The organism is Cupriavidus phytohabitans (genome assembly GCF_000426345.1).
Classification (GTDB): Bacteria; Pseudomonadota; Gammaproteobacteria; order Burkholderiales; family Burkholderiaceae; genus Cupriavidus.
The window spans coordinates 1-13782 of record NZ_AUFE01000062.1; the positions used below are offsets into that span (position 1 = coordinate 1).

At 64.3% G+C, this 13782-nt stretch carries 11 protein-coding genes and 2 pseudogenes; 10 read left to right on the forward strand and 3 right to left on the reverse strand.

Annotated features, from left to right (window positions below; all coding sequences use genetic code 11):
* Positions 1-413: 413 nt before the first annotated feature.
* On the reverse strand, positions 414-926 hold the full coding sequence (locus K309_RS39605) for an ATP-dependent DNA ligase (RefSeq protein WP_084402580.1): 513 nt from the start codon (positions 924-926) through the stop codon (positions 414-416).
* Between the two features lie 321 nt (positions 927-1247).
* Positions 1248-1367, reverse strand: coding sequence for a hypothetical protein (locus K309_RS40530; protein WP_500784383.1), 120 nt, complete (start codon positions 1365-1367; stop codon positions 1248-1250).
* A gap of 58 nt (positions 1368-1425) precedes the next feature.
* Between K309_RS40530 and K309_RS39350 the strand changes: the two are divergent.
* Positions 1426-1611 (forward strand): annotated as a pseudogene (locus K309_RS39350) (tyrosine-type recombinase/integrase); the annotation flags it as partial.
* A 212-nt stretch (positions 1612-1823) separates the two neighbouring features.
* Positions 1824-2207: a hypothetical protein gene (locus tag K309_RS41985; RefSeq protein WP_156914466.1), complete on the forward strand. Its 384-nt coding sequence runs from the start codon at positions 1824-1826 to the stop codon at positions 2205-2207.
* Between the two features lie 398 nt (positions 2208-2605).
* Here the strand turns inward: K309_RS41985 and K309_RS0128060 are convergent, their stop codons facing one another.
* Entirely contained in the window at positions 2606-3604 is a 999-nt protein-coding gene (locus K309_RS0128060) for an isopenicillin N synthase family dioxygenase (protein ID WP_035878506.1), read from the reverse strand.
* 628 nt (positions 3605-4232) lie between these two features.
* Between K309_RS0128060 and K309_RS0128065 the strand changes: the two genes are divergently transcribed.
* The 8 genes and pseudogenes from K309_RS0128065 to K309_RS0128100 all read left to right on the forward strand — a co-directional run bounded on the left by K309_RS0128065 (position 4233) and on the right by K309_RS0128100 (position 13425).
* Complete coding sequence (locus tag K309_RS0128065) at positions 4233-5219, forward strand: ABC transporter substrate-binding protein (RefSeq protein WP_029049459.1); 987 nt, start codon at positions 4233-4235, stop codon at positions 5217-5219.
* A 45-nt stretch (positions 5220-5264) separates the two neighbouring features.
* Positions 5265-6143: an ABC transporter ATP-binding protein gene (locus K309_RS0128070; protein WP_029049460.1), complete on the forward strand. Its 879-nt coding sequence runs from the start codon at positions 5265-5267 to the stop codon at positions 6141-6143.
* 17 nt (positions 6144-6160) lie between these two features.
* Positions 6161-6955 (forward strand): ABC transporter permease, encoded by a 795-nt coding sequence (locus K309_RS0128075; RefSeq protein ID WP_029049461.1) that lies wholly within the window; start codon positions 6161-6163, stop codon positions 6953-6955.
* A pseudogene (locus K309_RS37705) lies at positions 6952-8345 on the forward strand (amidohydrolase family protein). The gene K309_RS0128075 and the pseudogene K309_RS37705 overlap by 4 nt, the downstream one beginning before the upstream one ends.
* A 247-nt stretch (positions 8346-8592) precedes the next feature.
* Positions 8593-9660, forward strand: a complete 1068-nt coding sequence (locus K309_RS0128085; RefSeq protein WP_029049462.1) for a porin — start codon at positions 8593-8595, stop codon at positions 9658-9660.
* Between the two features lie 113 nt (positions 9661-9773).
* Positions 9774-10634, forward strand: coding sequence for an FAD binding domain-containing protein (locus K309_RS0128090; RefSeq protein WP_029049463.1), 861 nt, complete (start codon positions 9774-9776; stop codon positions 10632-10634).
* Positions 10634-11143 (forward strand): (2Fe-2S)-binding protein, encoded by a 510-nt coding sequence (locus tag K309_RS37710; protein WP_051320654.1) that lies wholly within the window; start codon positions 10634-10636, stop codon positions 11141-11143. The genes K309_RS0128090 and K309_RS37710 overlap by 1 nt, the downstream gene beginning before the upstream one ends.
* Positions 11140-13425: a xanthine dehydrogenase family protein molybdopterin-binding subunit gene (locus K309_RS0128100; RefSeq protein ID WP_051320655.1), complete on the forward strand. Its 2286-nt coding sequence runs from the start codon at positions 11140-11142 to the stop codon at positions 13423-13425. Before K309_RS37710 ends, K309_RS0128100 begins: the two co-directional genes overlap by 4 nt.
* The last annotated feature ends 357 nt before the right edge of the window (positions 13426-13782 follow it).

Here is a 13782-nt window from a genome sequence, read left to right on the forward strand (position 1 = left end):
GTATATCTCGTCCTGTGGGTCGGCGGCAATGAAAAGGTTGCGGGAAAGAAATCTCACGGAATCGAAAGCGCAGCAGCTCTGCACCAGCGTATCGTTGAGTCACTTGACACGAAGTCTGCCGGGCGCCTGGATGTCGTGGTACTTGACCTCGAACAAAAGGGTGACTCCGCACAATGAGCAATTGTCCGGTTGTACAAGGAGCCAAACGCAAACAAGAAAGCCCCGCGGAAAAAGTTGACGCAGTAACGCCCGCCTTCCGCTTGCAGACGGAAGGCAATCTGATTCGCCACCTGGACGGATGGAGCGCGCTTTAATCTTCCTTGTGGAACGATAGGTCCATACCACGTCGGAATCCTGGTGCATCTTTCGCGAGGAAGCTCGTTTGGCGCCTACACCGAGGCATCGCGATCAGTTCAGTAGCTCTCGCGTTTGAACTTGCCCAGACGGTGATAGCCAGGCACTTTGATCTTACGCCAGTCGTCGGACGCACCGCCGCGGTAAAGGCTTCCAGCGCGTTTGGCCACGATGCCCTCCATGCCAAGCGCACGCACGTGCTGGTAGAGTCCTTCCCCATCTTCCACTGCGCTCACGTACAGCAGGCCAACGGTCACCCCCTGCAGCAGTTTCTGCAGCGCTGCTTTCCGCTGTTCGTAGGGCCAGTCGCGAATGTCTTGGCCACGCAGCACCAGTAGGTCAAATGCGGCGAGCGCAGCGGGGCGCGCGCCCCTATACCAACGCCGGCGGAGGGCACGCTCATGGAAAGCGTTGAAGTCGGGACGGCCGATATCGTCAAGAATTACGCCCTCGGCGTCCAGTACACAGCCGGCTGGCAGGGCCGCCAGGGAATTGTGTAATTCTGGGAACCAGCTGGTCGCCTCGCCCCCTTCGCGGAGTCGCAGTCCGGGGTCACCCGTGCGGGCCAGCAGCCGATATCCGTCGAACTTGAATAGGCACCTTTTGACGTGTTGCCTTTCAGCCGTCCACGCCGGGCGTTCCCGACAGCGAACTGCCGGATTCGGCCAAAACCTGCCATTCTGAACGAGAAAACTTGCCGTTTGACGGCTGCAATACTCTGGAACCTGACGGACAAGCTACGCGCACATTTCGGCCTTTGCCGTCATTCGAGTATCGGCTTTGATCAGGCGGCTACCCTCTAACAGGCGTATGACCAAGATCCGGGTAATTTCCTATCATAAGCCTTGCGGTTATGAAGATTCCGCGCTTTATTCCTGTTTCGAATAAGCGGATCAAGCCGTGAACGCCTGTCCGAACTGGCGTGCGCGTTTGACGTCGTCGGTGTGCAGGTAGATCGAGGTGGTCGAAATCGAGGCGTGGCGCAGGTTGTCGCGCACGGCGGAGAGTTCCACGCCCTTGGCCAGCGCATGGGTGGCGTGGGTGTGGCGCTTATATCGCTGGGTACATAAGCGGCATTCCGCGGCTTCGCACCAGGCCGACGCGGGTACCGATATCCGCTTTATCCAGAAGAACCTGCGGCACGCTTCGATTGAGACGACCGGCATCTACCTGCACGCCGAGGACGACCGGCGGCATGCGCACACCGTGGGCGAGCAGCAAGCTCAACCATCCACGGCGTCCGTCGCGCCACAGTAGGCGCTTATTGGCTCTGGCCTTCGTGAAGCGCTCGGACCATCGGCCTCGAATGGATCAGCCCCACCGGTTTGCGCTGGGGGACGCCGCCGCCATGCGTACCTACCAAAGCGCCGCGCGTGCGCCACTATCTATAGGCGTACGCACCGTCGTTGCCCCAACGCAGCCTCATCGATCGCGCGCGCCAAAGCTCGTGTCGGAACCCATTGGCCCCCTTGCGCTATGAATCGCGCGGACGCGTCGACGACGGGTGGCTTGCTCTCATCCGCGGATGCGGCGAAGACGGGGGCAACGACCGACTCCACGAGGGCAAACTGCTGCCTTTCGAATGCCCCTGGATCGAGGCGACCTTCGGCATCAAACGTGAGAATGGAAAACGTCGTTCGAACGACGCGCACAGGCTCTCTGGCCACGAGTTCGACGACCACATCGGCCATGCGTGCGCGTTGCCCGGCAAAAGCGGACAAGCAGTGGTTGGCCGGCTCCCGCAGCATCCGCTGGAATTTGGTGCTTGGCAGTTGCCAGAGAGTATCGTCACGCGCGATGAGAAATTTTCGGCAAGAAAACCCCATATCTGCCCCCCCATGCACCAACTTTGAGGTTCCACAATGTCCCTTCCCACTGGGACGGCTCTCCCCGCACATCGTACACCGAGAGCATGACCGGGCCTTGTGCTGTGACGAAGGTCGCTTCCCGGCCATCTCCTGCCGCTCGCCTTCGCGCTCCAGCAGATATCTCAACGGCTGTTCAGCCACAAATAGCAGACGCGCGTCCGTCGTTCGCATGTGCCTAATACCTGCGCGGCGACATGCTGTGCTGCCGTGTGTTCGCAGCGCCATCGCGCTGCCAGCAACCCAAGACCACTGCGGTGGCGACACAGGAAAGTTATCCATTGTGAATGAGCTGGCCAAGGCTGCGACACCGTCCACAGGCATCGGCCTTGCCAGTGCATATCTCTGGCCTGCGTCGGCCCCGAGAATTGCGGCCGCCCGGATCCTTACATCGTCGCCTGGAAGTTGGCGGCTACACGCTGGTGCAGATAGTCCTCCGCGCTGATCGGAGCGCACTTGCCGGACGGGCTTTCGATCATCACGTCGCGGTTGGCCTGGCAAAAGAACGCCAGGCTGTAGCGCGAGCCCTGGTATTCATGCGGCTGCGGGTTGCGCACGCGGTGGAAATTGGAGGGTAGCTGGTCATCGCTCCAGCGCATCAGCATGTCGCCAATATTGCAGGTAATGATGTCATCCGCCGGCTCGATGCTGGTCCATTCCTGGCCGTCCATCTCCTTGCCCGGACACAGTTGCAGACCGCCCTGGCCCGCGCGCTGGAACAGCAGCGTCAGGCAGTCGAAATCGGTATGTGCGCCGGCGCGCCACAGTCCGGATGGCACCGAGGGGTCGCTCGGGAAGTAGTGCAGCAGGCGCAGCGTGCTCTGGTAGGTAGGTCGGGACGGGTCGTGCGCGCGGGTGAAGAAGTCGCGCGCGAAGCCGAGCTTCTCGGCGAAGCAAGACAGCACGCGCATGCCGACCTGCCAGCATTGCGCCTCGAACGCCAGCATAACAGCACGAAATGCCGGCAGCTCGTCTTCGGTCGGCCACAGCGGCGCCATGTGCGGCAGCGTGATCTGGTACGACTCTTTCTGGTCGTGGGTGCCCGTGGAGGGGCGCACCTGCGCCTTGCTCTCCCAGCCGCTGTTCAGTGCCCGCTGCAAGGGGTACTGCGCCTTGACGCCGTCCGGCAGGGCGAAGAAGCGCTGTGCCATCTCGAACGCTCCCTGGACCTGCGCCAGGTCGATGCCGTGGTTGACGAGCTGGAAAAAACCGACGTCGGTGGCGGCTGCCCACAGCGCTTCGGTGATCTGCGTGCGGCGCGCTTCGAAGTCGGACAGGTCAATACGGCGGACTTCACGCGCATGGGTCTCGGAACCCTGGCCGCCCATGCAGGCTTCCTTGTCGAGTTCGGTCAGTGTGTAAGGAGAGGCAGTCAGCGTAGTCATATGTGCTCCGTGCGAAAGAAGGTCGATGGGTGTCGGACCGGGAGCAGCAGGCAACGCGCGGAAGCTTGAGCAAGCGATCCGGGTAGCAGTCTTGAAGCTCCGACGGCAAGCAAGCCAAGCCGTTGCGGCCCGACCTGTTCCGACTTCAAGAGCAATTCCCGGCCAGCCGGCACAACATGCGCGACTGGTGAACGCTTCTACTCTCGCCGGCGACAACGCAAGGTTCACGCCAGGCAGCGAGGTCGGTCAGGTGAGGGGAATTACCCGGGAGACGCACCAGCGGAATTCACGGTGCACCGCCAGTGTGCATGCTATGCACACCGGTGGCGTGTCGACAGAGAGGGCACGGCACACATACACACGCCCCGCGCACCACTGCAGTTGGCATGGAAGTTGCGGAAGTACGGGCGAGAGTAGAAGCGTTCACTGTCGCGCCGGGAGCCGAACAGCATTTCGGATAATCAGCGCGACAGCCGGAAATTGCTCTTGAAAGCCGCGCCTGCGTGTCCGCTAGTCCGGGCCGAGGCCGTGCCTTCATGACGCATGCCCGGCATCTATGGAAGCGCTCGGGCTCTCATCATGGCGCGACCGCAGGCGTGTTGAACGACAGCTCAAACCGCGCCCCGCCATGACACCTCGCCTCTTGCTCCGCCGCCTGCTCGGGTTGGCAGCCATTGCCGCCACCTGCTGGTCCGCCAGCGCCTTCGCACTCGACAAGGTTGTTTTCCTCACCTCCTGGTACGCCCAGTCCGAACACGGCGGCTTCTACCAGGCCGTTGCCACCGGCCTCTACAAGAAATATGGCCTCGATGTGCAGATCCGCATGGGCGGGCCGCAAGTCAACGGCATGCAGATCCTGACCAGCGGCCAGGCAGACTTCCTGATGGGCTATGACCTGCAGGTGCTCAAGAGCGTCGAGCAGGGCGTGCCTGTCACCACGGTCGGCGCCTCGATGCAGACCGACCCGCAAGGCATGATGACGCATGAAGACGTGAAGAGCCTTGCGGACCTGAAGACGCGCACCGTCCTGGTCTCCACCTCCGGACGCACGACCTGGTGGCCGTGGCTGCGGGCCAAGTACAAGCTCGATGAATCGCAGTCGCGCGTCTACACGTTCAACCTGCAGCCATTCTTTGCTGATCCCAATGCCGCGCAGCAGGCCTACGCGTCGTCGGAGCTGTTCAGTGCCGACAAGGCGGGCGTGAAGGCGCGCTTCTTCCTGTTTGCCGATGATGGCTACCCGCCCTACGGCACCACCGTCGTGACGATGGAGAAGACCGCCAGGGAAAAGCCGGAGCTGGTCGCTCGTTTCGTGCGTGCCTCGATGGAAGGCTGGAAGAGCTACCTGGCCGACCCGGCGCCCGCCAACGCGCTCATCAAGCGTGACAACCCGAACATGAAGGACGACCAGCTCGCCTATGGACTGGAGAAGCTCAAGCAGTTCCGCATGATCACCGGCGGGGACGCCGCCACGCAGGGCATTGGCGTGATGACCGACGCGCGCTGGCGCAAGACGCGTGATTTCATGGTCGAGGTGGGTCTGCTCAAGGCCGATCTGGACTGGAAGCGTGCCTACACCACGCAGTTCGTCAAGGACCTGAAGGTGATGCCATGAAGACCGCATCGCATGCCGAATCCGTGTTCTATTGGGGAGGCCGCCATGTCGCTCGTCTTTCGTAGTAGCAGCCGCGCTGCTGCCGTCCCGCAAGCGGGTGGCAGCCCGCTTCCGCTGGATGGCGTGCGTGCCGCCGATGCCCCGGCGTTGTTCGCCAACCAGGTCGAGAAGACGTATCCGAACGGCACCGTGGCCCTCGAGCGGGTCAGGCTAGCCATCCAGCCGGGCGAGTTCGTCTCACTGCTCGGGCCGTCCGGCTGCGGCAAGAGCACGCTGCTCAAGCTGTTTGCCGGACTTGAACAACCGTCGGCCGGCCATGTGCGCTGGTGGGGCGGCCCTGCGCTCGCCGCGGGTATCGGCGCGCCAGGACGCACGCTCGCGATGGTATTCCAGGAGGCAACGTTGATGCCATGGGCGAGCGTGGCGGACAACGCGCGCCTGCCGCTCGATCTGGCCCGCAAGCCGCGCGCGGAGGCCGACGAGCGCGTACGGCGCGCCCTCGCGCTCGTCGGCCTCGGTCACTTCGGAAAAGCGTACCCGCGCGAGTTGTCCGGCGGCATGCAGATGCGCGTGTCGATCGCGCGTGCCCTGGCCGTGCATCCCGACCTCCTGCTGATGGACGAGCCCTTTGGCGCGCTGGACGAGTTTACGCGCAACAAGCTCGATGCCGACCTGCGCGCACTGTGGGCCGAGCGCGGGCTGACGGTGGTGTTTGTCACGCACAGCATCTACGAGGCGGTCTATCTGTCGAGCCGTGTGATCGTCATGGCAGCTCGCCCCGGCCGGGTCATTGCTGACGTGCCGATCGAAGGCCCGGCCGTGCGCGACGATGCCTTCCGCGTGTCGCCGGCCTTCATGCAGTACTGCGCGCAACTGTCGGCGCTGCTGACACAGGCCAATACCGGTGCACCGGCGGCCGACTGATCTTTGGAGAACCCATCATGAACCCTCCGTTGTTGTCCCGCCCGGCCGTACAGCGCGTGGCAGCGCCGCTGGCCGTGGGCATCGTGCTGCTGTTCGCCTGGCAGTCTGTCTGCATGGCATTCAACGTGCCCTCCTACCTGGTGCCGTCGCCCGTGGCCATCGGCAAGACGCTGGCTGAAGACTGGTCCCTGTTGTTCGGCTCCCTGTGGGTAACGCTGCGCATCACGTTGCTGGCGTTTGCGCTGGCCGTGGTAGGCGGCACGGTCGCTGCATTCCTGTTCGTGCAGAGCCGGCTGATCGAGGCCAGCCTGTTTCCCTATGCAATCCTGCTGCAGGTCACCCCGGTGGTGGCGATCGCGCCGCTGATCATCATCTGGGTCAAGGAGCCGACGCTGGCGCTTGTCATCTGCGCGACGCTGGTGGCGGTGTTTCCGATCATCTCGAACACTGTGCTCGGCTTGCGCAGCGTCAACCCGGGGCTCGCCAACCTGTTTCGCATCAACCACGCGAGCCGTTGGGACACGCTGGTGCGTCTGCGTATTCCCAGCGCACTGCCGTACTTCTTTAGCGGACTTCGCATCTCGTGCGGTCTGTCGCTGATCGGCGCGGTGGTGGCGGAGTTCGTGGCCGGCACGGGCGGCACCGGTGCCGGGTTGGCGTACCAGATCCTCCAGGCGGGCTTCGCACTCAACATTCCCCGGCTGTTTGCCGCGCTGTTCCTGATCACGGTGACGGGTATCGCCCTGTTTGTGGCCATGGTTGCACTGTCGCGGCTTGCGCTGTCCCACTGGCATGAAAGTGAACTGGCATGACGACTCCTTTTGAACAACGCCCCTCCCTGCTGATCCGCAACGCTGCCGCCATACTCACCGGGCAGGACGGTAGCCCGGGCCGGCCCGAGCGCAGTCCCGGACCCGATCTACGCATCGTGGACGGCAGGATAGACGCAATCGGCCATCTGCGGCCCCAAGCCGGTGACCGCGTCATCGATGCAACGGACTGCGTCGTCTATCCCGCCTGGATCAACACGCACCACCATCTGTTCCAATCGTTGCTCAAGGGCGAGCCGCAGGGGCTGAACCTGACGCTGACGCCTTGGCTGGGTGCCACGCCCTACCGGTTCCGCGCGGCGTTCGACGAACATACCTTCCGTCTGGCTGCCCGCATCGGCCTGGTCGAACTGGTGCGCAGTGGCTGCGGTACGGTGGCGGACCACAACTATCTGTACCACCCCGGCATGCCGTTCGACGGCTCGGCGATCCTGTTTGAGGAAGCCGATGCATTGGGGCTGCGTTTCGTGCTCTGCCGCGGCGGCGCGACGCACACGCGCGGGCTAGAGAGTGCCTTGCCGCAGGCATTGCGCCCGGAAACGCGCGATGCCTACCTGGCCGACTGCGAACGGCTGGCCGCCCGCTATCATCAATCCGGGCCGGGGGCGATGCGCCGCGTGGTCATGGCGCCCACGACGCCACTGTATTCGATGTCACCGGAGGAGCTGCGTACGTGCGCGCGCACGGCACGTCGCCTTGGCATCCGGCTGCACAGTCACCTGTCCGAAACGGTGGAATACCCGAACGCCGCCAGCGCACTGCACGGCACGACGCCAGTCGCTTTTTGCGGCGAGTATGAGTGGCTGGGGCCGGATGTCTGGTTCGCCCATCTCGTCAAGCTCGCGCCGGCGGAAATCCGGATGCTGGGCGAAACCGGGACAGGCATTGCGCACTGCCCACGAGCAATGGGCGACTCGGCAGCGGCATCGCCGACATTCCGGCACTGGAGGCAGCCGGCGTGCCGGTGTCCATCGGTGTTGACGGCGCGGCCTCCAACGAGGCGGCGGACATGATTTCCGAAGCCCATGCCGCATGGCTGATGCAGCGTGCCAAGCGCGGTGAACTGGCGCGCTCGCAGGCCGACGGCGGCCAGGGCGAACGCGGCGCCGATGCCGCGCGTGTGGAGGACGTGGTGCGCTGGGGCAGCGCCGGCGGCGCGGCAGTACTGGGGCTGGAGGGCGTCGGCACCATCGCGCCTGGGCAGGCTGCTGTATCTCGCGGTCTACCGACTCGACGATCCGCGTTACTTCGGGCTACACGATCCGGCCATTGCGCCGGTGGCCAGCGGTGGCCGGCCAGCGCTACGAGCGCTGCTGGTAGGCGGTCGCGTGATCGCCGAGGACGATGCGCTGCCGGGTGTGGACCTGGCTGAATTGGGCGCACAAGCGCGCGAAGCCGTTGCGTTGCTGAAGGAGCGGGTACTCGGGGGTTAGTATCCGCCCGAAAAAAAAAGGGTCACTGTATAACAAAAAACGATGCACCGATGCCGCCGGCACCCAAGCACCACCACACCGAGCCCCCGCCAGTTGGCACGAATAAAAACACGAAGACATAAAACGAGCCCGACGGGGCCCCACTACACAACGTTCCAGGCGGAATCAAACCACTGAGGTCTAAACATGCAGAAGCAGTACAAGCCGGCAATGAAGCTGGCAGCGGCAGCGGTTACCCTTCTTTCCGGCGCAGCCATGGCCCAGTCGAGCGTCACGCTCTACGGCCAGGCCGACATGTTCATTGGCGGCGTCAAGAGCCCGGGCACGGGCGAGCGCGCTTGGGTCGCCAACTCGGGCGGGATGCAGACGTCCTACTGGGGTATCAAGGGCGCGGAAGACCTGGGCAGCGGCACCAAGGCCATCTTCGACCTGAACGGCTTCTTCCGCACCGACAGCGGCAGCAGCGGGCGCTTCAACGGTGACTCCCTGTTCAGCCGCAGCGCCTATGTCGGCCTGCAGAACGACAGCGCGGGCACGATCAAGCTGGGCCGCAACACCACGCCGTACTTTATATCGAGCATCCTGTTCAACCCGCTGGTGGACTCGTACGTGTTCTCACCGACCATCTTCCACACCTACTTCGGCGCGACCAGCGGCGGGGTGAGCGATCCCGGCATCATCGGCGATTCGGGCTGGAACAACTCGGTGCTGTACTCCACGCCGAACTTCGGCGGCCTGACCGCCAATTTCATCTACGCCTTCGGCGAGCAGCCGGGCGGAGCCGGCAAGAACAAGTGGGGCGGCAACGTCCTGTATTTCGGCGGCCCGTTTGCGGCGACCGTGGCATACCAGCAGGTTCGCTACAACAATGTGCCGACCGACCTCGCCAGCGCCGGCCTGTCGCGCCAGGACGCGGCCCAACTGGGCCTCTCCTATGACTTCAAGGTGGTCAAGCTGTTTGCCCAGGGCCAGTACATCAAGACCCGCGCCACCACGGCGCCCTCCGGCGACATCAAGCACGTCAACGGCCAGTTCGGCGCCTCGGTGCCCATCGGCGCCGGCAGCCTGCTGGCATCGTACGCTTACGACAAGACCGACAACTCGCTGGGCGATTTCAAGCGCAACACCTTTGCCGTCGCCTACGACTACAACCTGTCGAAGAGGACCGACCTCTACGCCGCCTACTACTACGACAAGATCACCGGCATCGAGCACGGCGACACCTTCGGCGTGGGCGTGCGCCACAAGTTCTGAAGGCGTCCACCGTCTCACCGGCGGTACCGATGATGGTCCGCCAACCATCAAGGATTCACGGTCAGCGGCAAGGCATGGACGCACGGGCCACAAACATCCACACAGGAACGAAGATGAGAGCGTTTGAATACCTCGAACCCGGAACGCTTGCAGAGGCGGCGGCGCTGCTGCACTGTTGCGGCGGTCGGGCCAGTGTTCTGGCGGGCGGCACCGACCTGCTCGTGCAGATCAAGGAATCGCACCGGCAACCGTCTCACGTCATCAATATCAAGAAGATCCCGGGCATGGATGCGCTGGCGTTCGACCCGGTCGATGGCCTGAGAATCGGCGCGCTGGTCACGACGCGCGAAGTGGAGACGTCCGATGTTGTGCGGCGCCACTATGCCAGCCTGGCCAAGGCCGTGACCGACTTTGCCTCGATCCAGGTGCGCCATCGCGCCACCGTCGTGGGCAATGTGTGCCGCGCATCGCCATCGGCCGATTCGCTCGCGCCGCTGATTGCCGACCGGGCTGCCGTTCACCTCTACGGCCTACGGGATTCGCGCTCGATGCCGGTGGAGGATTTCGTGACTGGCGCCGGCAAGACCGCCCTGGAAACGGGCGAACTGGTCTCGCGCATCACGATTCCCGCGCCACGACCGCATACCGGAAAGGCCTACATCAAGCATGGCCGGCGGGTGCAGATGGAACTGGCCACGGTCGGCGTGGCGGCCTCGATCACGGTGGACCGCGGGCATTGCAACGACGTCGGCATCGTGCTGGCGGCAGTCGGGCTCACGCCGATTCGCGCCACGCATGCCGAAGCGGTGCTGCGCGGGCACTCGATCAGCGAGGCGCTCGTCCTGCAGGCCGCATGTGCGGCCATGGAAGACGCGCGGCCGCTCAGCGATGTGCGCGCCAGCGCCGAATACCGTCGCGACATGGTCGGTGTGCTGACGCGCCGCGCCATCGTCCAGGCCATGGAGACACTGTGATGCGCAAACTGATCGAGGTCGAAATCAATGGAGAACTGCGCGAGCTGACCGTCGAGCCGCACAGCACACTGCTGGACGCGCTGCGCTACGACGCCGGCCTGACCGGCACCAAGAAGGGCTGCGACGTGGGCGAGTGCGGATCTTGCACGATCCTTGTGGATGGCATGCCGATGAATAGCTGCCTGATGCTGGCGCCCGAAGCCCACGGCCGCAGGATCACCACGATCGAAGGCATTCAGCCAAACGCAGACACCGTCCACCCGATCCAGGAACAATTCATGCGCTGTGGCGCGGCGCAGTGCGGCTTCTGCACGCCGGGTTTCGTGGTGGCCGCCAAGGCGCTGCTCGATGCGAATCCGAACCCGACCCGTGACGAGATCCGCTTTGCCATCGCGGGCAACATCTGCCGCTGCACCGGATACACCAAAATCATCGAGGCGATCGAGAAGGCCGCCGAGGACATGGCGCACTTCTCCGATTCCCACTGCGCAACGGAGAACACACGATGAGCCACACCGTGATCGGACACAGTGTCAAGCGCACGGACCTGCTCGACAAGGTCACCGGCAATGCGAAATATGTCGCCGACATGCCCTTCGCGGGCCTGCTTCACGGCAAGCTCAAGCGCTGCAACGTGGCGCACGCCCGCATCCGTCGCATCGACACCTCGGCGGCGCTGGCGCTGCCCGGCGTGAAGGCCATCCTGACGCACGAGAACGTGCCGCGCGTGCTCCACGCCGGATCGCCGCACCCGCGCTCGGTATCGGTCACGTGCGACCAGTACATCCTTGACGACAAGGTTCGCTACTGGGGCGAAGGCGTGGCTGCGGTGGCCGCTACCACCGAAGAGATCGCCGCGCGCGCCGTCGAGCTGATCGAGGTGGAGTATGAGCCGCTGCCCGCGATGTTCACCGTGGAAGACGCCGCTGCCCCGGGCGCCGCGCTGATCCACGACCGCGAGCCCGGCGGCAACCTCGTGCTGCCGCCGGTGCGGATCGAACGCGGGGATGTAGACAAGGGCTTTGCCGAAGCCGACTTCATCCTGGAAGGCGTCTATGAAGGCGGGCGTCCCACGCCGGCCTACATGGAGCCGAACGTGCTGACCTGCAAATGGGACGGCAACGGCAATCTGACCGTATGGATCTCCACGCAGGCGGCGTTCATGGTGCGCGGCATCATGGCCGAAGTGCTTGGCCTGCCGCTGCACAAGGTGCGCGTACTGGTGGATCACATGGGCGGCGGTTTTGGCGCAAAGCAGGACCTGTTCCAGTGCGAATTCCTGTGCGCGCTGCTGTCACGCGAAACGCACCGCCCTGTGCGCATGGAATACACGCGCGAAGAGACCTTCCTCGGCGGCCGCACGCGCCATCCGGCCAGGATCTGGCTACGCCAGGGCTTCCGCAACGACGGCACCATCACCGCGCGCGAAGCGAAGGTGGTATTCAACTCGGGTGCCTACGGTTCGCATGGGCCCGGCGTGACCAACGTCGGCACCGCGGCGCTGATGTCGCTGTATCGCTGCGAGAACGTGCGCCTCGAAGGCCGCTGCGTCTATACCAACAGCCCCATCGCCGGGGCGTTCCGTGGCTATGGCGTGGTGCAGACCTACTACGCGCTCGATATCCAGATGGACGAGGCCGCCGAGCGCCTGGGCATGGACCCGGCCGAGATCAAGCTCAGGAACGCAGTGCGCGAAGGCGATATCGCGCCGTCGAACCATCCGGTGATTGGCCACGGACTCGAGGCGTGCATCGCCAAGGGCATGGAAGTGGTCGACTGGGCCGCGCGCCGGACGCAGACGCGGCATCAGCAGGGGGTAGTTCGGCGCGGCTGGGGCGTGGGCTGCGAGATGCACGGCAGCAGCGCCTATCCGGGCATCAAGGAACAAGGCAACGCGATCGTCAAGATGAACGAGGACGGCACCGTGGTGCTGCTGACGGGTGCCGCCGGCCTCGGCACGGGTGCCCACACGGCGCTGGCGCAGATCGTGGCCGAGGAACTGGCCATCCCGTTTGAGAGCGTCAGCGTGGTCCATGGCGATACCGACGTCGTGCCGTGGGATATCGGCGCATTCGCGAGCCACACCACGTACATGGTCGGACGCGCCGCCCAAATGGCGGCCGGCGAGATCAAGAAGCAGATCCTCGCCCGCACGGCAAGGCAGATGGAAGCGGAGCCGGAGGAACTCGAATTGAGCAACGGCGCGATCGCCGTGCGCGGGCGCGAAGGCCCGACGATGACAGTGCGCGAAGCGGTCATGCCGCGCAAGGGGCTGCCCGCCGCGCAACTGGTGGCTACCGCCACCTATCACCCGACCAAGTCTTATTCGTTCGCCGCGCACTTCGTCGAAGTCGAGGTCGATACCGAAACGGGCTTCATCACCGTGAAGCAGGTGGTGCCGGTGCATGACATCGGCAAGGTGATCCACCCTGTTGCGGCGGCCGGACAGATCGAAGGCGGCATCCAGCAAGGCATCGGTCACACACTCTACGAGGACTACCAGATCGACATGAAGACCGGGCGATCGCTCAACGCCAACTTCGTCGACTACAAGATGCCGCTGGCGATGGACATGCCCGAGATCCACACCATCCTACTGGAAGCCGCACCCGACCCCGGCGGGCCGTTCGGCGCCAAGGGCGTAGGGGAGGACCCGATCGTCGCCATTGGCCCCGCCATTGCCAATGCTGTGTTTGATGCCATTGGCGTGCGCTTCCGCCACTATCCGATCAAGCCCGAACAGGTGCTGCAGGCACTGGCGGCGAAGCGGGCCGCGGAGCTCGGCGCATGAGCACGCAGCAGACTTGTGGTGGCCATCACCGGTGGCTGCTGTGGCCAACACCCGCAGTTGGCTTGACGAGCCCACTCATGGCAGAGAAGGGTCGGTCAGAGACGGCCACGCTTTCGCAGCGTGCATCCGACCGAGACCGGCCAGTTTGAGACAGTCCGCTCCAGCTTTTCGATAACCGAACCGGCCGGAAACCTGCCCTTCGTCGCGCGTCTGACAGATGGCTGCTTCCGCGGGTACAGCCGTCGTTAAAGTCATTGATAGCGCGCGATTGCCCGATTACCGCTTGGCCGCACCTGCGAAGTCGGGTCGATCGGTCACGACGAGTAAACAACGGAGATGCCGAACGCCCCGTCCCGA

Coding starts and splice junctions, on each gene's coding strand:
- K309_RS0128060 (WP_035878506.1), bottom strand. CDS start 3,604: ATGACTACGCTGACTGCCTCTCCTTACACACTGACCGAACTCGACAAG.
- K309_RS0128065 (WP_029049459.1), top strand. CDS start 4,233: ATGACACCTCGCCTCTTGCTCCGCCGCCTGCTCGGGTTGGCAGCCATT.
- K309_RS0128070 (WP_029049460.1), top strand. CDS start 5,265: ATGTCGCTCGTCTTTCGTAGTAGCAGCCGCGCTGCTGCCGTCCCGCAA.
- K309_RS0128075 (WP_029049461.1), top strand. CDS start 6,161: ATGAACCCTCCGTTGTTGTCCCGCCCGGCCGTACAGCGCGTGGCAGCG.
- K309_RS0128085 (WP_029049462.1), top strand. CDS start 8,593: ATGCAGAAGCAGTACAAGCCGGCAATGAAGCTGGCAGCGGCAGCGGTT.
- K309_RS0128090 (WP_029049463.1), top strand. CDS start 9,774: ATGAGAGCGTTTGAATACCTCGAACCCGGAACGCTTGCAGAGGCGGCG.
- K309_RS37710 (WP_051320654.1), top strand. CDS start 10,634: ATGCGCAAACTGATCGAGGTCGAAATCAATGGAGAACTGCGCGAGCTG.
- K309_RS0128100 (WP_051320655.1), top strand. CDS start 11,140: ATGAGCCACACCGTGATCGGACACAGTGTCAAGCGCACGGACCTGCTC.